Raw genomic sequence first — 25697 nt, 5'->3', positions numbered from 1 at the left:
ATCTCTTTTTAGGTTATTAAGCCGCTTTAACTCTGCTATAGAAAGGTTATATTTCCTGGCTATTTTTTCTAAGGTTTCGCCTTTTTTCACGATGTGGTAAACATACTCTTTAGAGGCCTTAGGAATAGAAGAAGACCTGGTAGCCCCCTTTACTTGAGAAAATCCTCCTACCAAAAGAAGAAAAAAAGACCAGAAAAAAATTAACGTAATCCAGTTTTTTTGATTTAACCTGAACTTTTTCATTTTAACTCTTTTTTAATCTCCCACAAAAAGTTTAAGGCTTCGATCGGGGTTATCTCTTCTATGTTTAAATTTCTTATCTTTTGAAGCACAGGATGTTCTCGGTCAAAAATAGACAACTGAGTAACCCTCTTTGAAGCTATCTTTGTTTCACTTGGTTCCTTAAGATTTTTTCCCTCTAATTTATAAAGTATTTCTTTAGCTCTGTCAACCACCTCTTGAGGAATTCCAGCCAACTTTGCCACCTCTATACCATGAGACTTGTTAGCTGCCCCTGGTAAAACCTTATACATAAAAATAATATCATCTTGCCATTCCTTAACAGCTACATGATAGTTTTTGATTCCTGTATAGATTTTACCAAGCTCGGTTAACTCAAAGTAATGGGTTGCAAGCAAGGTAAAAACCTTTTTTTCGTACAAATTTTCTGCTATAGCCCATGCAAGGGACATGCCATCATAGGTGCTGGTTCCTCTTCCCACTTCATCAAGAAGCACCAGACTTTTGCTGGTTGCGTTTTTCAGGATATAGGCACATTCACTCATCTCTACCATAAAGGTACTTTTACCTCGAGCAAGTTCATCCCCAGCCCCTATCCTGGTAAAAACCTTATCAAAAACCCCAAGCCTTGCATACTTTGCAGGGACAAAGCTTCCCATCTGAGCCATGATGACGATAAGGGCTGTTTGCCTAAGATAAGTAGACTTTCCTCCCATGTTAGGACCGGTAATCACCAAAAGAACAGCCTCATCCTTTTTTAACTCTACAGAATTAGGTATAAACCTTTCCTTACCCTGGATTTTTTCTATAACCGGATGTCTTCCTTCTTCTATGTAAAGCCCTTCTTCTTCGGTAATCTCAGGACAAACATAGTCGTTTTCTACTGCCACTTTGGCTAAAGAAACAAGCACATCAAGGGTAGCAAGCCCCAGACTGGTTCTTTTTAAATCCTCTTTATACTGAGCTACCTCTTCCCTCAACCCTAAAAACAACTCATACTCTAAATTTTTAATTTTTTCCTCGGCAGTAATAATCTTTTGTTCCAGCTCTTTTAGCTCTGGGGTTACAAACCTTTCTACGTTGGTTAAAGTCTGTTTTCTCTCAAAATAAGGGGGAACAAGCCTAACATTCCCTTTAGATACCTCAAAATAATAACCAAAAACCCGGTTATACCCTATCCTTAAGTTAGGAATCCCTGTTTTTTCTCTCTCTTTTCTTTCTATGGCTGAAAGGTAGTCTACGGCATGATCTTTTAGGTCCCTCAGTTCATCTAAGGTGGGGTCTATCCCTCTTTTTATGATCCCACCGTCTTTTAAAGTATAAGGAGGGTTTTCTACCAAAACCTCACAAAGTCTTTGATATAACCCAGTAAACTCTCCTAACTGAGAGAGGATGTCTCTTAAAAGTCTTGGAAGTTGATCTATTTCAGAAAAGATCTCTTTTATCTCCGGAAGATACTTTAAACTATCCCTTAAAAGAGCCATCTCTTTAGGATTGATTAGCCTTAGACTACATTTGGTAGAAAGCCTTTCTAAATCAGGTAATTTTTTCAGAACCTCTCTAAGGGCATCTCTTAAGTCTGGTTTTTCTACCAAAAAACTTACAGCTTCTTGTCTAAGTTTGATCTGATTAATGTCTCTCAACGGATAAATTATCCATTCTTTGAGAAGTCTTGCCCCCATCGGGGTGACCGTAGCATCTAACACCCAAAATAGAGAATATTTTTCAGACCCATCCCAGAGGTTTTTTACCAGTTCTAAGTTTCTTTTGGTGGCTTCATCCAAAAATAAAAACTCCTCTGGATAGTAAAAAACCGGGGCTTCTATCTTATCTAAAAGATGGGGCTGATAGTTTTGTAGATAAACTAAAATAGCGTTGGCTGCTTTTAAACCCTCTTGATAACGCTCGTAATAGGGAAACTTAAGAAGGTCTTCTACCTGGGTTAAACCAAAAGCTCTTTTGTCTAAAAAACTTAGATGTACCTTAGGAAGACTACCTTTGATAAGAGAGATCCATTCAGACTCAGCAAACTCCTCTAAACAAAGGATTTCTCTTGGTTCACGTTTTAACAGTTCAGACAAAAAGGTTTCTCTGTTTACCTCGGTAAAGATAAACTCGCCGCAGGAAAGCTCTAAAAAGGCAAGTCCTGCTTTTTTATCTAAGTAGAGGCTTGCAAGATAGGTTTTACTTTTTTCTGGAAGTTCTAAGTCTACCATTAAACCAGGAGTATAGATCTTAACTACCTCTCTTTTGACAAGCCCTTTAGAGGTTGCAGGGTCTTCAACCTGTTCGCAGATAGCAACCTTAAAACCAAGGTCAACAAGTTTCTGAATGTAAAAAAGGGCTTTTTCTACAGGAACACCACACATCGGGGCAGTAAGCCCCTTTCCTGCCTCTCTTTTGGTTAAAACCAACCCTAAGAGAGGGGCCACTGTCTCTGCATCTTCAAAAAACATCTCATAAAAATCCCCAAGCCTGAAAAAAAGTACCGCATCAGGATACTGATGCTTTACCTCAAAATACTGTTTAAACATCGGGGTTATCTCAGCCTTAACAGAACCTCTCATCAAAAACCTCTTATCGATAGAGTTGATGCTCTAAAATATAGGTTAAAACCTCTTCAGGCACAAGGTACCTTACCGAACGACCATTTTTAACCAGGGACCGAACCATCGAACTTGAGATGTCTAACGGAGTAACCTCTAAAAGAAATACCCTTTCTTTAGAAAAGTCATCTTCCCAGAGTTGATTTAACTTTTGTAAAAAAGCCTTTTTTAAAGCCTCAGACCCTTTTAAACCCCTTGAAACCACCACCAGGTTAGTGTATTGCAAAAATTCCTGGTAATTCCACCAGGTTTCAAACTGATAAAAACTGTCCCAGCCTATTATCAGAAAAAATTCTACCTCAGGGTAAGAGGCATTTAATCTCTTTAGGGTTTTTAAGGTATAAGAAGGTTTAACGTGTTTTTCTATGTCTAAGGCCTTAAAAAAAGGATTGTCTTTTATCGCTAAGCTTACCATGTTAAACCTGTGGTCAAAAGAAGAGAGAGTTTCTACTTTTTTATGAGGAGGATATCCTGCGGGGATAAACCATACTTCCTGTAAACCAAAGGCTTCTCTTACCTCTTCTGCAACCCTTAAATGGGCTAAATGAGGGGGGTCAAAGGTCCCCCCTAAAATACCGATTTTTTTAGGTTCTGATTTGACCATTACCAAAGGCTATAAACTTGGTGGTGGTTAGCTCTTCAAGCCCCATAGGACCATAGGCATGAATTTTGGTCGTAGAAATACCTATCTCTGCACCTAAACCAAGCTCTCCTCCGTCGTTAAACCTGGTAGAGGCATTCACCAAAACCAGGCTTGCATCCACCTCTTTGATAAACTTCATAGCCTTAGAATAGTTTTCTGTGACGATGGCTTCGGTATGATTACTTCCGTATTTAGAGATGTGTTCTATAGCCTCATCTATATCTTTTACCACTTTTATAGCCAAGATAAGGTCAAGGTACTCGGCATACCAGTCTTCTTCAGTGGCTGGTTTAGCCCAGGGAATAAGTTTTAAGGTTTCAGGGCAACCTCTCAGCTCCACCCCGTATTTTTTGTATTCTTCTGCAAGGTCTGGTAAAAATTTAGGGGCTATCTTTTCGTGGACTAACAGGGTTTCCATCGCGTTACAGACTCCTGGTCTCTGGCACTTAGCGTTGATGGCAATCGTTTTAGCCATTTCAAGGTTGGCCTCCTCGTCTACATACACATGACAAACCCCTTTATAGTGTTTGATAACAGGCATTCTGGCTTTTTCGGTGACAAACCGGATAAGCCCTTCTCCACCTCTGGGTATGACTAAATCTATATATTCCTCAAGCTCTAACATATACTCCATGGCAGTTCTGTCAGGGGTTGGAATAACCTGCACCGCATCCTCAGGAAGGTTAAACTCTTTTAAAGTTTGTCTAAAAAGGTCAGCCAGTGCCAAGTTAGAGTTTAGAGCCTCCTTTCCTCCCCTTAAGATTACGGCATTACCACTTTTAAAACAAAGCCCAGCTGCATCTATGGTAACGTTTGGTCTGCTTTCATAGATGATAGCTATCACCCCTAAAGGAATGCGCATCCTTCCTACCATAAGGCCATTAGGTCTTTTCCATATCTTTACCACTTCACCTACAGGGTCAGGAAGTTGGGCAACCTCTTCTAACCCCTTAGCCATGGCCTCTATTACCTTATCAGAAAGAGTTAACCTGTCTATAAAAGCCTTGGTATGCCCTTGCAAAAGGGCCTGGTTTACGTCTTTTTCGTTAACCTTTTTTAATTCTTCCCGGTTTTCTCTTATCTTCTGAGCTACCCGTTTTAGCACCTCGTTTTTTACCCCAGAAGAAAGAGAGGTAAGAGCTTTAGAGGCGGACTTCGCCTTCTTAGCTATTTCTAACACAACCTCTTTCAAATCTTTTTGTCCTTCCATCTTAAAACCCCCTTTATCCTCTTTTTTTTTGACGATCTTTTGGTAGTATACATTAAAATATCATTTTATATTAAAAGCGCAAAAATGGGAGAGCTTGACAGACTATTAAAACTTACTAAAAAACCCTTTCCCCCTCTTCCTTCTATAGTCAAAGAAACCCTTGAAATCTTTCTATTAAAAGAAGAAAGGGAATTCTTAAATTTCCTCGAGAAAAGACAAGAGCTTAAAAGGTTTATCATAGAGACCACCAACCTTCCTCAGTTCAGAAAAGACAACCCTCCTATCTCAGATTTAAGAAAGGCAATCCTGATTTTAGGAGAAGACCTAGTAAAGCTTTTAGTTCTCTCTTTTTTATCCCAAAAGCTTAAAAAAACCACCTTTAACGAATTTAGTTTTGACCTTTTTTGGGCAAGGGCAATAGCTAACCTTGGGCTATCTAACCTTTTAACCTCTCATATAGAAAACTATCCAACCCATCTACACGTAGCCTCTTTTTTGATGGACTACGGAGTGCTGGTTTTATATCAGGTCTATCCTGAAGGATACCTACAGGTCTTAAAACTTAAAAAATTAGGGAAAACTACCCTGGATGCCGAAAGAGAAGTTTTTGGGGTTGACCATGCAACCATAGGTGCAGAATACTTTGAAAACTATAATTTCCCAAGAAGGTTTGTGCTTGACCTCTATCATCATCACCGTATCACCGGCCTTCCTGAAGAAATTCCTCAGGATGTACTTTATGACATAAAAATTTTAAACTTGATAGACTCAGGTATAGGGGCCTATTTTAGCACCAAAAAAGAACATAAATACCAAAGGTTTCAGGAGGTTTGCCAAGAAGTTTTAAACCTTTCTCAAACAGAGGCGACAGTTTTACTCGATTCCCTTCCTGGATTTATCAACCAGTTTTATGAAATCTTAGGGTATGAGACCTACAAACTTATCCCCTATACTGAATGGATTAAAAAAAAGGAAAAGAAAATCAAAGAACAACTTCAGAAGATCGAAGAACAAGAAAAGGAAGAAAAAAAACTGCTTGAAATTTATAAACAAGAATTAGCCAGAGTGTTACGAGAAAAGGAACTTTTACTCAAACAACTTGAAAAGACAGAAGAAGCCTTAAAAAAACAAACCTTTTTTGACCCTCTTACTGGACTTTATAATGAAGAATATTTTCTTTTAAGGCTTAAGGAAGAATTTTTAAGGGCCAAAAGATATCAACGAATTTTTAGCGTCCTTTTCTTTGAAATAGAAAAAGGCGAAGAAATTGCAGAGACTCAAAGTCTAAAGGAAGAAGAAAAGTTTATCAAGTTAGTGGCTGAAAACTTAGCCAGCAGATTAAGAAGGGTTGACGTGATCGCTAAACTTAAAAATCCCTATCGTTTTGGAGTTATCCTTCCTGAAACCCCACTCTCTGGTGCGATGGTGGTAGCAAGAAAACTTTTACAAACTCTAGAAAACCTCTCTTATAAAACCTTTAACCTTAAAAAATCTGCTTTCATCGTAGCCATCACCTACGATCCTAAGCAAATAAACCCTAAAACCGATCCTAATGTAGAACTTATTCTTAGGGCTTTAGAAAAAGGGCTTGAGATACTCAAAGAAAAACAACAAAGAAGAATTCTTTCGATGGTGATCGATAAAGAAATTGAAGCAGCATAAACTCAGAGCAGATAAAATCTTAGTAGAAAAAGGGCTTGCTGAGACCAGAGAAAAGGCTCAGGCCCTGATCATGGCAGGTAAAGTCTGGTGGTCAAAAGACGAAAAAAACTGGATAAGGGTAGAAAAACCAGGGCAAACCCTTTCATGTGAAGTATTTTTAAGAGTTGACGAACCTATACCTTATGTTTCTCGAGGAGGGCTAAAGCTTGAAGGAGCCCTTGAAGCCTTTCAGATAGATGTCACAGGGTTTGTATGCTTAGACATAGGTGCCTCAACCGGTGGGTTTACCCACTGCCTTTTATTAAAAGGAGCTAAAAAAGTATATACTGTAGACGTAGGTAAAGGCCAACTCCATCCTCTTTTAAGAAACGACCCAAGGGTTATACCTAAGGAAGAAATAAACGCCAGATATCTTACCCCGGAGATGTTTCCTGAAAAAATGGACCTGATTACCATAGACGTATCTTTTATTTCTCTAAAAAAAATCCTTCCGGTTACACCGCCCCTTCTTAAACCAGAAGGAAAGGTCTTAGCCCTGATTAAACCTCAATTTGAGGTAGGGCCTAAACTTCTTAAAAAAGGAGTGGTTAAAGACCCCTGGGTCCATAAAAAAGTGGTAGATGAAATCTGGGACTTTTCTATCTCTTTAGGATTTTTACCTTTAGGAGTAGCTCAAAGCCCTATCCTTGGACCTAAAGGAAACAAAGAGTTTTTTATTTTACTTGGTCTGCATACCTAAAACCTGTTTTTCTACTGTTGCACATCTTGGCTAAAAAGTATATAATGTTTGAGATATGAACCTCAGTTTTAAGACAAAGCTGCTATTTTTCGTTCTATTTTTAGGATTATTCGCTGGTGGGATTTTCTGGTACGTTAACAGGCAAAAGACCCCTCCAGGGATTCTTATCTTACACGGAAGGGTTGAAGGAAAAGAGGTCAACATTGGCACAAAAATTCAGGGCAGAGTTGTAAAACTTTACAAAAGAGAAAGCGACCCGGTAAAAAAGGGAGAGCTTCTTGCAGAGCTTCGCCCTGATGAATACTTTGCCCAGCTTCAAGCAGCTCAAAACGAGGTTCGTTCAGCAGAAGAAACTATCCTTATGGCAGAAAACTATCTTGTTAAATCCCAATCAAGGGTTGAGCAAGCCAAAAAAGACCTTGAACGATATAAAAAACTATACCAGGAAGGTTTGGTTTCTAAAAGAGACCTTGAGCTTGCAGAACTGGAGTACAAAACAGCCCTGTCAGAACTTAAGGTAAATCAACGTTACATCAACCAAGCCAAGGCTAAGTATCTATCAGCCCTACAAAAAGTTAAAGAAATAGAGGTTGCTTACAAGGAAACCAAAATCTATGCCCCTTCAGACGGGGTTATCCTTTCAAGGGTAGCTGAAGAAGGAGAAGTCGTAAACCCAGGGCAAGTTATCTATACGATGGTAAACCTTCAAAACCTTTATATCAAGGTTTATATCCCTGAACCAGAGGTTGGGAAGGTAAAACTGGGCCAACCTGCAAGGGTGTATGTAGACGCCTATCCTAACCGCTATTTCAACGGAACTTTAACCAGGGTCTATGAAAAAGCCGAATTTACTCCTAAAAACGTAGAAACCAAGGAAGAAAGGGTAAAACTTGTTTTTGGAGCTGAGGTCTCGGTAGAAAACCCAGAAGGGCTTTTAAAACCTGGGATGCCGGCAGACGTGGTAATAAAAACAGACCCAAAGGCAGAATGGGTAAAGCCTTAGACGAGCCTGTTCTTAAGGTTGAAAACCTCTCCAAGTTTTATAAGAAAGTTTTAGCCGTAAACAATGTTTCCTTTGAGGTAAAAAAAGGAGAAGTCTTTGGTCTGATAGGACCTGACGGAGCAGGAAAAACCACCATCGTCCAAATCCTTGCGGGAGTCTTAACTCCTTCCTCTGGTAAAGCCTACGTAAACGGTATAGACGTTACCAGAGACCCTGAAAAGGTTAAAAAATTTATCGGATATATGCCTCAGGGGCTTGGATTAAACCTTTATGACAACCTTACCATCGAAGAAAACATAAACTTTTTCCGCAACCTAAGGGAAATCCCAGAAGAGGTATTTCAAAAAACCAAAGAAATCCTTTTAGAGATTACCAGGCTTAAACCTTTTTTATCAAGACCGGCTAAAGCCCTTTCAGGGGGTATGCGACAAAAACTTGCGTTAGTCTGCACTTTACTACACCTGCCAGACATCATCTACCTTGACGAACCTACAACAGGAGTTGACCCACTTTCAAGACAGGACTTCTGGAAAATTCTGCAAACGTTGGTTCAGGAAAGAAACATTACCGTTCTTTTAACCACCTCTTACATGGATGAGGCAGAACGCTGCCAACGAATAGCCCTAATCCATAACGGTAAAATCTTACTTCAGGGTAAACCCGAAGAGTTTTCTGATTTAGAGCAAACTTTTGTCTCTGTGATTTCAAAAGAACCTCCCAAGCCTTTACAAAAACCTTCTTTAAGCTTTACCTCAGAAGAGACCTTGCTTGTCTGTGATAAGGTGACCAAGGCTTTTGGAAAGTTTAAAGCGGTGGATAAGGTAAGCTTGGAGGTCAAAAAAGGTGAAATTTTAGGGCTTCTTGGTCCTAACGGTGCAGGGAAAACTACGTTAATCAAGATGATGTGCGGACTTTTAGAACCTACCGAAGGGGATATCTTTATCGCAGGGTATAATGTAAAAAGAGAAAGAGCTAAAGTGTGGCAGCTAATAGGATACATGTCTCAAAAATTCTCCCTTTACAGAGACCTGACGGTGATGGAAAATGTCAATCTTTATGCCGGGCTCTACGGAATAACCGGGCAAGATTTTTCTGAGCTTTTAACTAAGCTTGGACTTTCTTCCTGGGAAGAAAGACTTGTTAAAGACGTCCCTTTTGGGATAAGACAAAGGGTTGCCCTTATGTGTGCCATCTTGCATAACCCTTTGATCGTGTTTTTAGATGAACCAACCTCTGGAGTAGACCCTGTAGCAAGAAGGTCTTTCTGGGAGATTATCTACTATCTTTCAAGAGAAAAAGGCATAACTGTTATCGTTTCTACCCATTATATGGATGAAGCAGAAAACTGCGACAGGATAGGTCTTATGAACCGGGGAAGGCTTATTGCAGTTGGCACCCCTGAAGAACTAAAAATCACCTCTGAAACCCTCGCTGGTAAACTCCTAAAAATAAAAACCCCAAGGTTTAAAGAAGCCTATACCCTGTTAAAAAACAATTTTCCTAACCTTTATTTTTACGGAAACAAACTTTTTTTAAGAACTTTTACTCCTGAGAAAGATCAACCAAAGATTTCCGAGATTTTAAAAACAAAAGGTATTGAAGAATATACGATTGAAATTACTCTCCCTCCTTTACAAGAGGCTTTTGTAGACTTTATCTTAAAAGACCTAAAAGAAAACCCATAGAAGCGATGTTAAAAAGACTGATAGGAATAACCAAAAAGGAATTTACCGAGCTTATAAAAGACAAACTATACCTTACCTTTGTGTTTGTAGTCCCTGTGATAGTGATGTTTTTATTAGGATATGGGTTAAACCTGGATGTAAAAGGACTCCCTGTGGCCTTTCTTGACTATGATCGCAGTAAACTAAGCAGGGACTACATAGATAGTTTCGTGAACTCTGAGTACTTCAAGCTTTATACCCTGGTAAACAACTATAAAGAAGCTGAAGGCCTGCTAAACTCTGCTAAGGTAAGAGCGGTAGTAATCATACCACCTGATTTCTCACAAAAACTTTATAAAAAAGAAAAAACCGAGGTACAGGTGCTTATCGACGGCACCTATCCAAGTAGAGCAGAGGTAGTAAAAGGTTATATCAGTACCATAAACACCCTTTTTAACCAAAAACTCCTTGGAAACCAGAACTCCTTAAAATTTCCCATAGAGTTAGAGATAAGAGCCTGGTATAACCCTGCCCTTGAGAGCAAAAACTTTATCATGCCAGGGATGTTGGTAACCACCCTTTGTTTTTATCCTGTGCTTCTCAGTTGCTTGGTAGTGGTAAGAGAAAAGGAATTTGGAAGTATTTTTAACTATTACACCTCTCCTGCTAAAAGATGGGAGATTATCTTTGGAAAAGCTATCCCTTATGTTTTCGTTTGTTTTCTTACCTACTTGATACTTTTTGCCATCACGGTTTTTATCTTCCAAACCAAGTTTATCGGAAACTTTATCGTACTTTCCTTAGCAAGTATCCTCTATCTTTTTTGCACCGTTGGTCTTGGACTTTTTATCTCTACCATTACCAAAACCCAAATCACCGCTATGCTTCTTGCCTTTATCACCACCGTAATTCCTACCTATCTTTATTCAGGATTTCTTTATCCTGTGAGTAGTATGGAGTTTAGCGGAAAACTTGTTAGCAGGGTGATTCCTGCAACCTATTTTTTAGACATCGTAAGAGGAATCTATCTAAAGGGACTGCCTTTTCATTATTTTATACCAAATATATTAAGCCTTTTTTTGTATGCTTCTGTGGTCTATCTGGCTACCATCTTAAACTTTAAGAAAAAACTTTAGGATAATCTTTATGAGGCTTATAACGTTAATCAAAAAAGAATTTCTTCAGCTTTTCAGAGACAGGATTTTGTTAATCGTTTTAGTCTATGCCTTTACTGGGGTGGTTTATACAGGGGGTAAAGGGATAACGCTTGAGGTAAGAAACTTTGCAACCATCGTATTAGACCAAAGCAAAAGTCCTGAAAGTAGAGAATTCTTATCTAAGATAAGACCTCCCCATTTCAGGATAGTAGCGTATGTTAACTCTGACAAAGAGGTAGTAGAATGGCTGGATAAAGGTAAAGCCTCTATGGCCATAGTCATACCTCCTGAGTTTGAGACTGATGTCAAGCAAAAAAAGGGAAAAATCCAGGTTATCATCGACGGCACCATGTCGATGACTTCTACCATGGCTATTTCTTATGTATCAACCATCGCTCATGAATATTCTTTAGAGATCTTAGACTTTTCGGTCTATCAGAAAACCTTAAGGATACCTCAGGTAGAAGCAAAACTCCGCAGCTTTTTTAATCCTAACCATCTTAGTACCTGGTTTATGAGTCTCCTTGAACTTTTTAACATGACAACGATGGTTTCCCTTCTTATCAGTGCCTCAGCTTTGATAAGAGAAAAAGAATATGGGACCATCGAACAACTTTTGATAACCCCTGTAAAAACCTGGGAGGTTTTTTTAGCCAAGATTATTCCTACGGTAGTCGTAATCGGTGTTTTATCCTTGTTTAGTCTATTTATCATGGTAAAAGGCGTTTTTAAGGTCCCGATAAAAGGAAGTATCGTTCTATTTGTTGCGGTCACCTGTCTTTATGTGTTTGCCATGTCTTCCCTTGGGATAGCCATCGCAACGATAGTAAACAACCTCTCTCAGGCGATGATGGTAATCATAGTGATTCTCGTACCGATGCTTATGATTTCAGGAGCCTGGACTCCCCCAGAAGCTATGCACCCTGTGATCAGGTCTCTAAGCCTTTTTTCTCCGATGAGGTATTATTTAGAGTTTGGCTACGGGGTTTTACTTAAAGGGGTTGGGATAGAGTATCTCTGGAAAGACATCTTAGGGATTTCAGCCGTAGGAGGGGTAATCTTTCTTTTATCAGCCTTAAGATTTAGGAAAAGTTTTGCTAAATAAAGCTTTAAGTTTGATTAAAATAGTTTTTCGTGCTAAAATAATAAAAACCCTATTTTTAAATTTGATTAAAATAGTTTCTCGTGCTAAAATAATAAAAATCCTATCCTAAAGAGGAGGTAATTATGAAAATAGTGGTAGCTTACGACGGTTCAGCCGACGCTAAGGAAGGATTAAGGATGGCTCTTACTTTTCTAAAAGAGACCATAGATGAAATTATTCTTTTAAACGTGGTAAGAAAAAGAGAAGAAATGTCTAAGGAAGAAGAGGCCAAAGCTGTAGAAAAGGCTAAAGCTTTGCTAGAAGAGGTAGCTAAAGAGGTAAAAGACGGTTATAAAGTAAGACAGGAAGTATTGGTTGATTTTTCCATAGCTGAGGCTATCTTAAACTTTGTAGAACAAGAAGAACCTGACCTTTTGATAATGGGAGCAAGAGGGGTAAGACCTGACATCATCAGATATACCCTTGGTTCTACTGCTGCTAAAGTGGTTAACTTTGCTCCTTGTTCTATCTATATCGCTAAAAAAAAGTAATGCCGTTTAATGGGTGACCTACTTTTTGACCTGTATTTTTTGGTTTACTTTATTTCCTGGATAGGTTTTTATTTTTATTTTAAAACCCTTAAGAAAGAGGCGTTAAAATACGCCCAAATCGTCTTGGGTTTAGGTTTTTTTTTACACACCGTATTTTGGGGGATAAAAGCTTACGAGATAGCGATTTTAAAGGTCTTAACCTTTAAAGAAGTTTTAAACTTCTTAGCTTGGAGCCTTGTTTTAGTTTATTTCGGCTTTTCTTTTTTAAGCCAGGTAAAACTTTATACTGTAGGTTTTTTTATCCTCCCCTGGGTAATTGGCTGTCTTCTTTTAAGCTTTTTTTTATCCTCTGGTAAAGTTTCCCCCTTTTCCCCTTATTTTTATAACCTTTGGTTTCCTATACATGGAATTTCTGGCTTAATCTCCCATGCCTTTTTACTCTTTGGTCTCACCACTTCGATCATGTATATTTTGCAAGAACGAGAAATTAAAAAAAAATCTTTAGGTCTTTTTTATAAAAAACTTCCTCCTTTAGAGTATTTAGACCGGGCAAGTGAAATCTCCCTTTATCTTGGGTTTCTTTTTCTTTCTATCTCGATAATCACCGGGGCTGTATGGAGCAACTTTGTTTTTGGGGACTACTGGAGATGGTCTCCAAAGGAAGTGTTTTCTCTGGTGTTGTGGTTGCTTTATGCGGTGCTTATCCATCAAAGGGTAGTCATAGGCTGGAGAGGAAAAAGGTCTGCTAAGATGTTTATTTTAGGGTTCGGGATTTGGTTTTTAAGCTTCTTTGTGATAAACTTATTTACCAAGGGGTTTCATACTTATGGGTCTTGACCTTGAGATTACCATCCTTCTCGTAGGACTAAACCATAAAACCGCCCCGGTAGAAATAAGGGAAAAACTTTCTTTTAAAGATAGCTCAGTCTTTCCCCTTGAAAAGCTAAAAAACGAGGGATTAAGCTTTAAAGAAGCCTATTTTCTTTCTACCTGTAACAGGGTCGAGTTTTGCTTTGTGTTAGAAAAATCTCAAAAAGACTTTTTCTTATCTGAACTGTTTTCTTTTTTTGAAAAAGAGGTAAAGGTCACACAAAATGAGCTTAAAAAGTACTTTTATCAGTTAGAAAACGACGAGGCGGTAAAGCATCTTTTTGAGGTAGCCTGTGGTCTTGATTCTCTTGTTTTAGGAGAACCTCAAATTTTAGGACAGGTAAAAGAAGCGTATCAAAAAGCACTTTTTTATAAAACTTCAGGGATTGTGCTCAATCGTCTTTTGCACAGATGTTTTTTTGTTGCCAAAAGGGTTAGGACTGAAACCGGCATCGGAGGAGGCGCTGTCTCTATAAGCTATGCTGCCTGTGAACTTGCCAAAAAAATCCTCGGAAGCCTCAAACAAAAGGTGGTGTTACTGGTAGGTGCAGGAGAGATGGCAGAACTTGCCTGTATGCATTTTATCTCAGCCGGGATTAAAAAAGTTTTGATCGCCAACCGAACTATTTCTAAGGCTGTTGAGCTTGCTGACCGGTTTAAAGGAGAGGCTTACAGTTTGGAAGAACTGCCTTATGTACTTACCAAGGCAGATGTGGTTATTTCCTCTACAGGTGCCCCCTCTTTTGTAATTACTAAAAAGATGGTTGCCTCTATCTTAAAACTCAGAAAGTTCCGACCCCTTTTTATCATAGACATAGCTGTTCCAAGAGATGTAGAACCTGAGGTTAATCAGTTGGAAAACGTCTATGTCTACAACATAGATGACCTAAAAGAGGTGGTAGAGGAAAACTTCCAAGAACGTAAAAAAGAAGCCTTAAGGGCAAAGGTTATCATCGAAGAAGAGGTTTTTAAGTTTAAAAAATGGCTTAAACAAATGGAGTTGCATCCTACTATCAAAGCTCTCAGTGAAAAAATGGAACAACTAAGAAAAAACGAACTGGCAAAAACCCTAAAAAAACTTAAAAACCTCTCGGAGGAAGAAAAACAACACTTAGAAGTTTTAACCCAATCTTTGGTCCAAAAAATCATTTACTATCCTATCAAATTTATCAAAAAAGACCATCACGAAAAAGGAAGCAAGGCTATAGGTATAATAAGACAGATGTTTGAACTAGATAGCTTAGAGACTGAAACTCAGTTTAAACAACCAGAGAATTTAGAAAATTCAGATCAAACTGAAAAAGAACTACCCAAAAGAGAAGAAAAACAACCGATAGACCCTTCTACGAAAAAAGTTTTATTACAGTAAAACCTAAAAAGGAATATCATCTTCATCGATCAAAGGTTCTTCTAAAGCCTCAACTTCTAAATCGACAGATTTTTTAGAGATTTTGGGGGAGGTTTCCACATGATAGGATTTAGCAGAATCATTAGAGGTTGAAGACTTTTTATCTAAAATTTGCATGTTTTGAGCGACTATTTCTGTAACATATCTTTGCATACCCTGTTTATCTTCAAACTTGCGTGTTCTAAGTTTACCTTCTATGTAGACCTGAGAACCTTTACTTAGATATTCTCCACAGATCTCTGCCAACCGACCAAAAGCAACCACCCTATGCCATTCAGTAAGAACCTCTTTCTCTCCGTTCCTTACGATTACCTCATTGGTAGCTAATCTAAAGCTGACCACAGGTTTACCATCAACCGTATACCTAATCTCTGGATCGGCCCCTAACCTTCCTATCAAAATAACTTTGTTTATACTCATAGTTTAAATATTAAACCCCTTTTCTCATTTTTCAACCTGACATATAATTAATATCTGATTATATAACACCCCCAAAGACAAGGAGTAAATCATGAAAAAAGGTCCGTTTTATAAAATTCATCCTATCGTGGTTGGAACCAAAGTTTTTGATAAAGGAATGATGACCTATCAACACGATTATGGAAAGGAATATGTAATCCCAATCTATTGTTGGCTGATCGAGGGTTCAGACAAAGTTATCCTTATAGATACAGGTCTTCTTGAGGTAATACAATCTGATTTTAGAGAACAGGCTATCGGTGGAAAGATCTATAAATTTGAAGAAGGGCTTGCTAAATGGGGACTTTCTCCTAAAGATATAGACATAGTAATTCATACCCATCTTCATAACGACCATTGTGAAAACGATTTCAAATGTGTCAATGCAACCTTTTATGCCCATGAGTTAGAGTTTCAATCTGCCTACAATCCCCATCCTTTAGACTTTAGATACATGGTTGAGTTTATAGAAGATTTAGACCAGGCAGGGCAGATGGTGCATATAAAAGAAGAGGTGTTTGAGGTAGCCCCTGGAATTACCATGGTGCACACCCCTGCACATACTAAAGGAGGAATGAGCGTTCTTATCAACACAGAAAAAGGGCTTGTAGGAATAACCGGATTTTGTGTAATTCAGGAAAATTTTGAACCTCCCAGTAAAATAAAAGCCATGGGAATGGAGGTTATCCCTCCTGGCACTAACATAGACCCTTATTTAGCCTATGATCAGATGGTAAAATTTAAAAATACGGTAGACATTTTAATTCCATTACATGAACCAAGGTTTTCTTCTTTAGAAACCATTCCTTAAAGGCTAAAGTAAAAAATTTTAAATGGTTTAAGCCTTAAATTTGGTACTGATCCCTTTATATCGCCTTTTTATAAGCTTTTCTATTTCTACAGCTATAAACACTATAGATGATGCTACAAAGGTAATGATTAACTCTCTTAAGGACAGAGGTTGGGTGTGGAAAAGTTTATTAAAGAGCGGACAGTAGATGATACCCAGTTGTAAAACCACGCTAAAAACTATGGTATAAAAAAGCGGCTTATTAGAAAACAACCCTATCTTAAAAATAGACTCCTTTTCAGACCTTATCGCAAGAGCATGTCCCAACTGACTTAAGCACAAGACAGAAAACACCATGGTTTGCCAGTGAAGGTTGTATTTTATGGCTAAACCTTGAACCAAAAGACAAACTACTCCCATCAACCATCCCACCCAGACTATATGGATTCCAAGTCCATGGGCAAAAAGGCTTTCTTTAGGATGTCTGGGAGGTCTTTGCATTATGTCTTTTTCTTCTCTTTCTCCTGATAAAGCTATCCCTGGAAGGCCATCTGTAATCAGGTTTATCCAAAGTATATGAACCGGTAAAAGAGGTAAAGGAAGACCTAAAAAGGGAGCTAAGGCTACTGTCCAGATTTCTCCAGAGTTGCTGGTCATGGTGTATTTTACAAACTTTCTTATGTTATCATAGATCCTTCTTCCCTCTTTTACCGCTTGGGTAATGGTGGCAAAGTTATCATCAAGAAGTATCAAATCACTTGCCTCTTTAGCTACTTCTGTGCCACTTCCCATGGAAACCCCTATGTCTGCCTTTTTCAAGGCTGGGGCATCGTTTACTCCATCTCCTGTCATGGCCACAAACTGCCCTTTTTCCTGCAATGCCTTTACAATCTTTAACTTTTGTTCAGGAGAAGTCCTTGCATAAACCTTTATCTTCTCTACCCTTTTTTCAAAATCTTCTAAAGACATCTCCTCTAATTCTTTCCCTGTAATCAGCGCACTATCTAAAGGATCATCTTTTTCAACGATTGAAAGGTCCTTAGCGATAGCCCAGGCAGTTACAGGGTGGTCTCCTGTGATCATCACCACCTTTATTCCTGCAGACTTACAGAGAGCTATAGCCTCCTTTACTTCCTTTCTCGGTGGATCAATCATTCCACAAAATCCAAGAAAAATAAGCTTGCTTTCCATAGTTTCGGTTTCAAAAAACTCAGGGATTTCCTTATATGAAAAGGCTAACACTCTCATACCTTTTTTAGCAAACTCTAAAGCCTTGTCAGAGATCTCTTTCTTTATTTCTTCTGTAAGAGGAACTATCTTGTCCTCAAGCAGAATAAAAGCTGACTTTTCAAGGATGGTTTCTAAACTGCCTTTGGTAAAAACAATATATCCATTTTCTTTTTTATGAACCGTGGTCATAGCCTTTCTTTTTGGGTCAAACGGAATTTCAAACACACGAGGGAATTTTTTCTGAAGCTCGACTTTTTCAAAATGGTTCTCTTTCGCATATTCATAAAGGGCAATCTCTGTAGGGTCTCCGGTAGGGTTACCTTCCTCTGTAAGCCTGATATCGTTATTTAAAGCCATACATAAAAAAAGATAGTTGGTCTGTTTTTCAAACGAAAAAACCTCTCTTACTGTCATTTTATTTTGGGTTAAAGTGCCGGTTTTATCTGTACAGATAAAGGTTACCGAACCTAAGGTTTCTACTGCAGGCAAATTTCTTACAAGAGCATTTAGAGCAACCATTTTTTTGGCACCAAGAGCAAGGGTGATGGTCACCACTGCTGGCAAGGCCTCAGGAACAGCAGCCACAGCCAAAGCAACCGAGGTAAGAATCATCCTTAAGGGTTCTTCATCCCTTAAAACCCCAAGAATAAAAATAAGCAAACAAATAAAAAGAATGGCTACACCAAGTTTTTTTCCAAAATCAGTAAGCCTTTTCTGAAGCGGGGTCTTAGTGTCTTCCTGTTGGACCATTTTTGCAATTTTTCCAAGCTCAGTATTCATTCCTGTGGCAACTACCACTCCCTTTCCCCTTCCGTTGGTGACAAAAGTTCCTTTAAAAACCATGTTTTTCTGTTCAGATACAGGCAATTTTTCTCCTGAAATTGGTTCAACCTGTTTTGAAACAGGAACAGATTCACCGGTAAGTAAAGATTCGTCAACCTTAAGTTGATAGGCCTCTAAAAGCCTTAAGTCTGCTGGGATAACCTCTCCTGCCTCGATCAAAACTATATCCCCTGGAACAAGTTCCTCAGCCGGGATTTTTTTAATCTTCCCGTCTCTTATAACTACTGCATAAAGAGAAAGCATCTTTGAAAGGGCTTCCATTGCCTTTTCTGCTCTATACGTCTGGATAAAACCGATAAGACCGTTTATTAGAAGAATAACAGTTATGGTAACTGTATCTATCAGCTCTCCTAAAAAACCAGAAATAAGGGCAGCTACCACAAGAATAAAAACAAGAAAATCTTTAAATTGACTCAAAAATAAAGTTAAAGGAGAGCTTTTCTTTTTCTTTTCCAAAACGTTTTTTCCATAAATCGCAAGCCTTTGGGTAGCCTCTCTTTCTGAAAGACCTGTTGGACCGGTGTTTAAAACTTCTAAAATCTCTTCTGCGGTTTTTTGATAAAACTCCATGAGAAAAATTGTAAAATTAAAGCTTAAAAATTTGAAGATTTTGAGGCTAAAATTCATATCTTTTTTAAAAAAAATTTTTATGGTATGATAAAAAAAAGCAAATAACTGGGAGGTTATTTTTATGGATGTTTCAGAAAAGAAAAAAGCGGTAGAGGCTGCTATTTCTCAAATAGAGAAGATGTTTGGTAAAGGTTCTATCATGAAACTCGGAGAAGGGACTCAAAAAATAGAAGTTTCTGCAATTCCTACCGGGTCCCTCAGTCTTGATATTGCTACAGGTATAGGAGGCATCCCCAGAGGAAGGATAACAGAGATCTACGGGGCTGAGGCTTCAGGTAAAACTACCTTAGCCCTTCACATGGTAGCCGAGGCTCAAAAACAGGGGGGAGTAGCTGCTTTTATCGACGCTGAGCATGCCTTAGACCTAAACTACGCCCAAAAGTTAGGGGTTAACATCGAAGACCTTCTTGTGTCCCAACCAGACACAGGAGAGCAAGCCTTAGAGATAGCAGAGGTATTAGCAAGAAGTGGGGCGGTAGATATCATAGTGATAGACTCAGTTGCAGCCCTTGTACCTAAGGCTGAGATAGAAGGCGAAATGGAGGACCAACAAGTGGGGCTGCAGGCTCGTCTTATGTCTAAAGCCATGAGAAAACTTACCTCTGCCATCTCTAAAAGCAACACCGCTGTAGTTTTTATTAACCAAACTAGAATGAAGATAGGGACTTTCAGCTACGGAGGTCCCCCAGAAACCACCCCTGGAGGTATGGCCCTTAAGTTTTTTGCTTCGTTAAGACTTGAGATAAAGAAAATCGCCTCCATAAAAGAAGGACAAGAACCATTAGGACACAGGGTAAAAGTAAAAGTGGTAAAAAACAAATTGGCCCCTCCTTTTAAAGAGGTGGAATTTGACATCTATTTTGGAGAAGGTATCTCTAAGGAGGCTGAGCTGGTTGACCTTGGGGTAGAGATGGAAGTAATCGAAAAAAGCGGTTCCTGGTTCTCTTATCAGGGAGAAAGACTTGGGCAAGGCAAAGAAAACGTAAGAAAATTACTAAAAGAAAACAAACAACTTGCCTTAGAAATAGAAAATAGAATACGAGAAATGGCAGGATTGCCTTTGATTAAAACCCCCTCTGAAAAACCTGTCGAAAAGGCTCCAGAAAAATCTCAAAAGAGAAAATAAAGATAAAGATTATTATTTAAACCATGAGAAAAGAAGAAACCTTTAACAGAAAGTTTATAAAAACCTTAGAAGAAAGGCTTGAGAAAGTTAAGGTTATCGTGGTAGGAGACTTGATTTTGGACTGTTACTTTTTAGGTGAAGTAAACCGTATCTCTCCGGAAGCTCCAGTGCCTGTTTTTGACCTGAGTTCTACTTATTATACCTTAGGAGGTGCAGCTAACGTTGCTGCTAACTTAAGAGGACTTAAAGTTCAGGTAGAGCTGATGGGGGTAGTAGGAAAGGACGATAAGGGAGAAACCTTAAAAGAGTTAGCTGTAAAACAAGGGATAGGAATTCAAGGGATAGTTGAAGACCCTAAAAGACCTACCACTGTTAAAACGAGAATTATAGCCCAGTCGCAACAGCTTCTAAGGGTCGATTTTGAAAAAAGAGACCCTTTAGACCAGGAAACTATGGAAGTTTTAAAAGCTACCTATCAAAAGGTTTTACCAGAGACAGATGCGGTGATCCTCTCAGATTATGCCAAAGGTGTTCTAAAGGAAGAAGATTTTTGTAAGGAGCTGATAGAAGAAGCCAGAAAAGCAGGTAAAGCGGTTTTGGTTGACCCAAAGAGTATCAACTGGGAGAAATACCAAAAGGCCACAACTATCACTCCTAACCTTAAGGAATTTAAAGAAACAGCCCTTAAAGAAAACCTTTCTACAAACGACTTGGAACAATCTGGGAGGGCCTTGATACAAAAGTTTGGGTTAGACTTTTTGGTGATCACCTTAGGTAAAGATGGGGTATTTCTGGTACACCCAGAAAAGGGTGGGCTTCATCTTCCTGCCCAGGCTAAAGAAGTTTATGATGTGTCTGGGGCGGGAGATACGATGATTTCCTCTTTAACCGCTTTTTATGCCGCAGGAGTCCCGTTAGAAAAAGCCTTAGAACTGGCTAACATAGCCGCAGGCATCGTAGTAGGTAAAGTAGGGACAAAACCTGTTTACTGGGAAGAAATTAAAGCTTTCTTGGACAAAAAACATTAGGAGGGCCTTCATGGGTAAAATAGCAACCATAAGAGCAAGAGAAATTCTTGATTCCAGAGGTAATCCCACTTTAGAGGTAGAAGTATGGTTAGACAGTGGTTTTTATGGAAGAGCTGCCGTTCCCTCTGGGGCTTCTACCGGAAAGTATGAAGCTCTTGAGCTTAGAGATGGAGAGAAAGAAAGATTTTTTGGGAAAGGTGTGCAAAAGGCGGTTTTCAACGTAAACGAAATCATCGCCCCTCAGTTAGAAGGATTAGACTCAGGAAGGCAAACAGAAATAGACAAACTGCTTTGTGAACTTGATGGAACAGAAAACAAATCTAACTTAGGCGCTAACGCTATCTTAGGGGTTTCTTTAGCCTGTGCCAGGGCTACTGCAGAGGAATTAGGAATGCCTCTTTTTGCTTATATCGGAGGGATAAGAGCCCGCACCTTACCTGTACCTTTTATGAACGTCATAAACGGAGGGGTCCATGCAGACAACCCTTTAGATTTTCAAGAGTTCATGATAGCTCCTTGGGGGGCAAAATCCTTTGCCGAAGCTCTAAGGATGGGCGCTGAGGTTTACCATGCCTTAAAAAGTATCCTTAAACAGGAAGGTTTAAGCACCTCCATCGGAGATGAAGGAGGTTTTGCCCCTCAGATAAGACTTCCTGAAGAAGCTTTGGAGTATCTCATAAAAGCTATAGAAAAAGCCGGATATACTCCAGGAGAAGATGTAGCCTTAGCGATGGATGTGGCTGCCTCTGAGCTTTATCAAGACGGGGTTTACTTCCTAAAAGGTATCGACAAAAAACTGTCTACAGAAGAAATGGTAGAATATTATGAAAGATTGGTAAACAACTATCCTATCATATCGATCGAAGATCCTTTATCTGAAGAAGACCCAGAAGGATTTAAATTAATTACCCAAAGAATAGGGAATAAAGTTCAAATAGTAGGAGACGACATCTTTGTGACCAACCCTAAAAAGATAAAATGGGGTATAGAAAACAAGATGGCTAACGCGGTTCTTATAAAACTTAATCAGATAGGAACCCTTACAGAAACCATAGAGGCAGTTGAACTTGCCTACAAACATAAATGGAATTGTATGATATCTCACAGGTCAGGAGAAACAGAAGATACCTTTATCGCAGACCTTGCGGTAGCTCTTAACACCGGTCTTATTAAGACTGGTGCTCCTGCCAGAGGAGAAAGAGTGGCAAAGTTTAACCAGCTTTTAAGGATCGAAGAATACTTAGGGGATGCTTCAATCTTTGCAGGAAAACAAATTTTATCTAATCTGTAAGAAGACCATGGATATAGAGGCCCTTATAAAATTTGTTGATAAGGATCCCGGTCTTGAGTTTTGGATAGAAAAAGAAAAAGGTAAATCCTTAGAAAAAAAAGAGGGAAAAATCTTCTTAGAAGAGGAATACCGAGACGAAAGCCTTACGGTTAGATATTTAAATCCAAACGGAAGAGCTGGGCTTTCTTATACCACCTCTTTAGATGAAACTAACGTTGAGCTTGCGGTAAATAAAGCCAAAGTCCTTTCAGACAAAGGAATGCCTGCTTCTTTTCCAGAAGAGGTTCCTTCTAAGGTGTTTTCTCCTAAAGTTTCGATCCCAGATGAGGACTTTAAAGCCTTTTTAGAGGAGCTTGAAGAAACAGCCTTAAGCTTTGACCGAATCAAAAAAGTAGAAAAAATCAAACTTTCCTGGGGGAAACATAAAATCGCCCTTTTAAGAAAAGGGATTTTACTGGTCTGGGAAGAGCCTTTTTATACCTTTTTAATTTCAGTGATAGCAGGGGATAGAGAAAAAGAAGCCTCTTCTTATGAATGGTATGAAGGAAGAAGGTTAGACAAAGAAGAATTAAAACAAAGGGTAAAAGAGGCCTGTGTTCGAGGTTCACTCTTAAGTCAAAGCCACAAGGGAGTTAACCTAAAAATTCCGGTGCTTTTCCCCCCTTTTATGGCTGTAGACCTGTTAGAGGTCTTGGAGTTCTCCTTTTTAGGAGAAGAAGTTATAAAAGGCAGATCTTTTCTAAAAGATAAGTTAGGAGATAAGTTCTTTTCTGAAAACCTTACCCTGATAGATGACGGGTTAACCGAAGGGCTTATCGAAAGCCGACCTTTTGACGACGAAGGTGCCCCACAAACCACAAAAACCCTTTTAGAAAGGGGAGTAATAAAAGGTTATCTTTTTGATACCTACTGGAAAAAACAGGCTGAAAATCTTGGATTGGGGCACTTTACCTCAGGAAATGCACGAAGGGATGATTTTAAAAGTAGTCCTAAAGTAAGTTCAACCAACCTTTACTTTAAAGGAGGACCTTATACTAAAGAAGAGCTGCTTAGATTTTCTTCTGAGGTATTTGAGGTGTTAGAACTTTTGGGAAGTCATACGGCAGACCCCATCTCTGGTGAGTTTTCGGTAGGAGTTTCTGGGGTTTATTATAAAAACGGAGAGCCGGTTAAGGTTTTAAGTGAGATGGCTCTTTCAGGAAACATTTTTGAGATGTTTAAAAAAGTGGTGGCTGTAGGCCAAGACCTTCGTTTTTATGGAAGTGTGGGTAGTCCAAGCCTTCTGATAGATAAGATGGATTTAGGAGGATAAAATGACCCTTAAAGAAGGGATTATAAAACTTAAACAAAATCAACATCTTACCCAAGAAGAGGCTTATCATATCTTTAAATCGTTAGCTACAGACGACTTCTCTCCCGAAGAGGTAGAACTTTTTTTAGAACTCTTAAGACAAAAGGGAGAAACCTGGCAAGAGATTACCGGAGCGGCTTTAGCTTATAGAGAAGTGATGACTAAACTTCCGTTTAATCCCCCTGAAGGAGCCATTTTGGTAGACACCTGTGGAACAGGAGGGGATGCTAAAAATAGTTTTAACTTTTCTACGGCTGTAGCCATCGCCCTTTCCTCGGTAGAGGGAGTGTATGTAGCCAAGCATGGGAACCGCTCTGTTTCCAGTCAATCAGGAAGTGCTGACCTTCTTGAGGCCTCAGGGATTCCCCTTGACCTATCCCCTGAAGCCTCAGCCCAAGCTTTAACAGACCTGAAATTTACTTTCCTGTTTGCTCCCTTATACCACCCAGCCTTTAAAAAAGTCATCCCCATCCGCCAAAAACTTGGTAGAACCATCTTTAACCTTTTAGGACCGCTCTTAAACCCTGCCTCTCCCACCCATCAGCTGATGGGGGTTTACAGTTACGTGATGACCGAAAAAATAGCTTATGTGCTTGACGCCTTAAAGGTAAAACGAGCACTTGTGGTCTTTGGAGAAGAAGGGTTTGACGAGGTTACCATCACCGGTTCAACCAAGATTTCAGAACTAAGAGACGAAAGGATTACCACCTACTTTTTAGACCCCGAAGATCTGGGTTTTGAAAGATGTGAGAACTTAGAAGAATTACAGGTTAAAAGTCCACAACATAGCCTTGAAATATTAGAAAAACTCTTTAAAAATCAGCTTGAAGGTCCTGTAAAAGACATGTTTCTTTTAAATTTAGGGGCAGCACTTTATCTTTGTGAAAAAGCAATAGACATAAGATCAGGTGTAGAAAAGGCCAAAGAACTTGTAAGGTCTGGGCAAATCTGGGATAAGTGGCAGGAAATAAAAAACTATTATAGAAATCTGAAGAACTAAAAAGTTAAAAGCCGGCGGAGGGACTTGAACCCTCAACCCTGGGATTACAAATCCCATGCTCTGCCGATTGAGCTACGCCGGCAGAGAATTTATATAAAGAATTTTCCTCCCCAGAAACGGAGGAGGCGGGATTCGAACCCGCGGTACGGGTTTTAGCCCGTACACTCGCTTAGCAGGCGAGCGCCTTCGACCTCTCGGCCACTCCTCCAAAAAAAAATTTAAAAAATTCCGGGGCGTGGATTCGAACCACGATTCTGGGAGCCAAAGTCCCATGTCCTGCCAGTTAGACGACCCCGGAATTGTTCCACATACCTTTTGTATAAAATATAACATATTTTCTGGTTTTGTAAAGTTAACCTTTCCTCTTATTACTTTAAAAGAAAAATATTTAATTTATAATTTATTCTAAGTAGTAAAATCAAACCTATACAGGAGAAAAAACTATGAACAACTTTGAAGGATGTTGGGTATGTTCTACTTCAAATTGTGGTTATATCTACAATCCCTCTAAAGGGGACCGAAAGGGTAAAATCCCTCCAGGTACACCTTTTGAGAAACTGCCTGAAGACTGGAAATGCCCAATCTGTGGAGCAAGCAAAAAAGCTTTTAGACCGATGGAACAATTAGAAGAAAAACCTTAAAAAATTTGACAAAATTAAAATCTTATTTTATAATATTTATAATGTTAATCAACAATATACTTTAGCTTCTATGATAAAGGAGGGGGGCGACTATGAAAAACATCGTTTTAGTAAAATGTAAGATGATCTCTGAACAAAACCTGTGTCCAGGGGATGCCAAATGTTTTGTAGCTTTAAGTAGAAAAGAAGGAGAGTTTGCAAGATATCAAGAGGAGGGTGCTCATATTGTAGGTATCGTAGACTGTGGAGGTTGTGAAGGAAACAAAAATAGGGTAATCTGTAGCTTATTGCTCTTAAAAATTCAATTAAACGCCCTCAACGAAAAGGTAGACGCTGTACATGTAGGCACCTGTATCATGAAGTTCTGCAAAAGAAAAGACGACCTAATTGCTGCCATCAAAGAAAAAGCCGGAGTAGAGGTGGTAGAAGGCACCCATCCTTATGCACCACCAAGTATATTTGGGGATTAAA

The 25697-nt window shown here is 39.1% G+C and carries 22 protein-coding genes, 3 tRNA genes and 1 pseudogene; 17 read left to right on the top strand and 9 right to left on the bottom strand.

Annotated elements, in window-relative coordinates; genetic code table 11:
* From PWP26_RS08195 to PWP26_RS03670, 4 genes and pseudogenes are all read right to left on the bottom strand, one after another.
* A pseudogene (locus PWP26_RS08195) lies at window positions 1-114 on the bottom strand (LysM peptidoglycan-binding domain-containing protein); the annotation flags it as partial.
* Between the two features lie 125 nt (window positions 115-239).
* Window positions 240-2807: a DNA mismatch repair protein MutS gene (mutS, locus tag PWP26_RS03680; RefSeq protein WP_301398971.1), complete on the bottom strand. Its 2568-nt coding sequence runs from the start codon at window positions 2805-2807 to the stop codon at window positions 240-242.
* Between the two features lie 10 nt (window positions 2808-2817).
* Window positions 2818-3450, bottom strand: a complete 633-nt coding sequence (gene nadD / locus PWP26_RS03675; RefSeq protein WP_301398969.1) for a nicotinate-nucleotide adenylyltransferase — start codon at window positions 3448-3450, stop codon at window positions 2818-2820.
* Window positions 3431-4699, bottom strand: coding sequence for a glutamate-5-semialdehyde dehydrogenase (locus PWP26_RS03670; protein ID WP_301398968.1), 1269 nt, complete (start codon window positions 4697-4699; stop codon window positions 3431-3433). Before PWP26_RS03670 ends, nadD begins: the two co-directional genes overlap by 20 nt.
* A gap of 84 nt (window positions 4700-4783) precedes the next feature.
* Between PWP26_RS03670 and PWP26_RS03665 the strand changes: the two genes are divergently transcribed.
* From PWP26_RS03665 to hemA, 9 genes are all read left to right on the top strand, one after another.
* Entirely contained in the window at window positions 4784-6361 is a 1578-nt protein-coding gene (locus PWP26_RS03665; protein WP_301398967.1) for an HDOD domain-containing protein, read from the top strand.
* Complete coding sequence (locus PWP26_RS03660; protein ID WP_028841572.1) at window positions 6348-7100, top strand: TlyA family RNA methyltransferase; 753 nt, start codon at window positions 6348-6350, stop codon at window positions 7098-7100. The genes PWP26_RS03665 and PWP26_RS03660 overlap by 14 nt, the downstream gene beginning before the upstream one ends.
* Before the next feature lie 55 nt (window positions 7101-7155).
* Window positions 7156-8103: an HlyD family secretion protein gene (locus tag PWP26_RS03655; RefSeq protein ID WP_301398965.1), complete on the top strand. Its 948-nt coding sequence runs from the start codon at window positions 7156-7158 to the stop codon at window positions 8101-8103.
* The gene (locus tag PWP26_RS03650; protein ID WP_287568214.1) at window positions 8088-9788 is read left to right on the top strand and encodes an ATP-binding cassette domain-containing protein; all 1701 of its coding nucleotides are present in this window, start codon (window positions 8088-8090) and stop codon (window positions 9786-9788) included. Before PWP26_RS03655 ends, PWP26_RS03650 begins: the two co-directional genes overlap by 16 nt.
* A 5-nt stretch (window positions 9789-9793) precedes the next feature.
* A complete protein-coding gene (locus PWP26_RS03645) occupies window positions 9794-10903 on the top strand; it encodes an ABC transporter permease (RefSeq protein ID WP_273018844.1) in 1110 nt (369 codons plus the stop codon).
* A gap of 10 nt (window positions 10904-10913) precedes the next feature.
* The gene (locus PWP26_RS03640; RefSeq protein WP_301398964.1) at window positions 10914-12029 is read left to right on the top strand and encodes an ABC transporter permease; all 1116 of its coding nucleotides are present in this window, start codon (window positions 10914-10916) and stop codon (window positions 12027-12029) included.
* Between the two features lie 122 nt (window positions 12030-12151).
* A complete protein-coding gene (locus tag PWP26_RS03635; RefSeq protein ID WP_301398963.1) occupies window positions 12152-12559 on the top strand; it encodes a universal stress protein in 408 nt (135 codons plus the stop codon).
* A 9-nt stretch (window positions 12560-12568) separates the two neighbouring features.
* Complete coding sequence (gene ccsA, locus PWP26_RS03630) at window positions 12569-13396, top strand: inner membrane protein YpjD (protein ID WP_273010811.1); 828 nt, start codon at window positions 12569-12571, stop codon at window positions 13394-13396.
* A complete protein-coding gene (gene hemA, locus PWP26_RS03625) occupies window positions 13386-14798 on the top strand; it encodes a glutamyl-tRNA reductase (RefSeq protein WP_301398962.1) in 1413 nt (470 codons plus the stop codon). The genes ccsA and hemA overlap by 11 nt, the downstream gene beginning before the upstream one ends.
* A gap of 3 nt (window positions 14799-14801) precedes the next feature.
* Here the strand turns inward: hemA and PWP26_RS03620 are convergent, their stop codons facing one another.
* On the bottom strand, window positions 14802-15257 hold the full coding sequence (locus PWP26_RS03620; RefSeq protein WP_273010809.1) for a single-stranded DNA-binding protein: 456 nt from the start codon (window positions 15255-15257) through the stop codon (window positions 14802-14804).
* A 91-nt stretch (window positions 15258-15348) separates the two neighbouring features.
* Between PWP26_RS03620 and PWP26_RS03615 the strand changes: the two genes are divergently transcribed.
* On the top strand, window positions 15349-16107 hold the full coding sequence (locus tag PWP26_RS03615) for an N-acyl homoserine lactonase family protein (RefSeq protein ID WP_273010808.1): 759 nt from the start codon (window positions 15349-15351) through the stop codon (window positions 16105-16107).
* 27 nt (window positions 16108-16134) lie between these two features.
* On the opposite strand, the gene PWP26_RS03610 is transcribed toward PWP26_RS03615, so the two are convergent.
* On the bottom strand, window positions 16135-18729 hold the full coding sequence (locus PWP26_RS03610; protein ID WP_301398961.1) for a calcium-translocating P-type ATPase, PMCA-type: 2595 nt from the start codon (window positions 18727-18729) through the stop codon (window positions 16135-16137).
* A gap of 121 nt (window positions 18730-18850) precedes the next feature.
* On the opposite strand from PWP26_RS03610, the gene recA reads away from it, so the two are divergent.
* The 5 genes from recA to trpD are packed head-to-tail and all read left to right on the top strand — an operon-like array spanning window position 18851 to window position 24585.
* Window positions 18851-19915 (top strand): recombinase RecA, encoded by a 1065-nt coding sequence (gene recA / locus PWP26_RS03605; RefSeq protein WP_287568207.1) that lies wholly within the window; start codon window positions 18851-18853, stop codon window positions 19913-19915.
* 23 nt (window positions 19916-19938) lie between these two features.
* Window positions 19939-20943, top strand: coding sequence for a D-glycero-beta-D-manno-heptose-7-phosphate kinase (gene rfaE1, locus PWP26_RS03600; protein ID WP_287568205.1), 1005 nt, complete (start codon window positions 19939-19941; stop codon window positions 20941-20943).
* A 10-nt stretch (window positions 20944-20953) separates the two neighbouring features.
* Complete coding sequence (gene eno, locus PWP26_RS03595) at window positions 20954-22234, top strand: phosphopyruvate hydratase (protein WP_038062675.1); 1281 nt, start codon at window positions 20954-20956, stop codon at window positions 22232-22234.
* A gap of 7 nt (window positions 22235-22241) precedes the next feature.
* Window positions 22242-23546: a TldD/PmbA family protein gene (locus PWP26_RS03590; protein WP_301398959.1), complete on the top strand. Its 1305-nt coding sequence runs from the start codon at window positions 22242-22244 to the stop codon at window positions 23544-23546.
* Window position 23547: 1 nt separating this feature from the next.
* Window positions 23548-24585, top strand: coding sequence for an anthranilate phosphoribosyltransferase (gene trpD, locus PWP26_RS03585; RefSeq protein WP_038062677.1), 1038 nt, complete (start codon window positions 23548-23550; stop codon window positions 24583-24585).
* 9 nt (window positions 24586-24594) lie between these two features.
* On the opposite strand, the gene PWP26_RS03580 is transcribed toward trpD, so the two are convergent.
* The 3 genes from PWP26_RS03580 to PWP26_RS03570 all read right to left on the bottom strand — a co-directional run bounded on the left by PWP26_RS03580 (window position 24595) and on the right by PWP26_RS03570 (window position 24883).
* Window positions 24595-24667 (bottom strand) — tRNA-Thr (locus PWP26_RS03580).
* A gap of 35 nt (window positions 24668-24702) precedes the next feature.
* Window positions 24703-24793 (bottom strand) — tRNA-Ser (locus tag PWP26_RS03575).
* Window positions 24794-24811: 18 nt separating this feature from the next.
* A tRNA-Gln gene (locus PWP26_RS03570) sits at window positions 24812-24883 on the bottom strand.
* Window positions 24884-25028: 145 nt separating this feature from the next.
* On the opposite strand from PWP26_RS03570, the gene PWP26_RS03565 reads away from it, so the two are divergent.
* Both PWP26_RS03565 and PWP26_RS03560 read left to right on the top strand, forming a co-directional pair.
* Complete coding sequence (locus tag PWP26_RS03565) at window positions 25029-25226, top strand: rubredoxin (protein WP_022855202.1); 198 nt, start codon at window positions 25029-25031, stop codon at window positions 25224-25226.
* Window positions 25227-25318: 92 nt separating this feature from the next.
* Window positions 25319-25696 (top strand): CGGC domain-containing protein, encoded by a 378-nt coding sequence (locus tag PWP26_RS03560; RefSeq protein ID WP_273010536.1) that lies wholly within the window; start codon window positions 25319-25321, stop codon window positions 25694-25696.
* The last annotated feature ends 1 nt before the right edge of the window (window position 25697 follow it).

Source organism: Thermodesulfobacterium sp. (assembly GCF_030445475.1).
Classification (GTDB): Bacteria; Desulfobacterota; Thermodesulfobacteria; order Thermodesulfobacteriales; family Thermodesulfobacteriaceae; genus Thermodesulfobacterium; species Thermodesulfobacterium commune.
The sequence above is the reverse complement of the archived record's forward strand: the minus strand, read 5'-3'. Positions and strand labels throughout refer to the sequence as shown.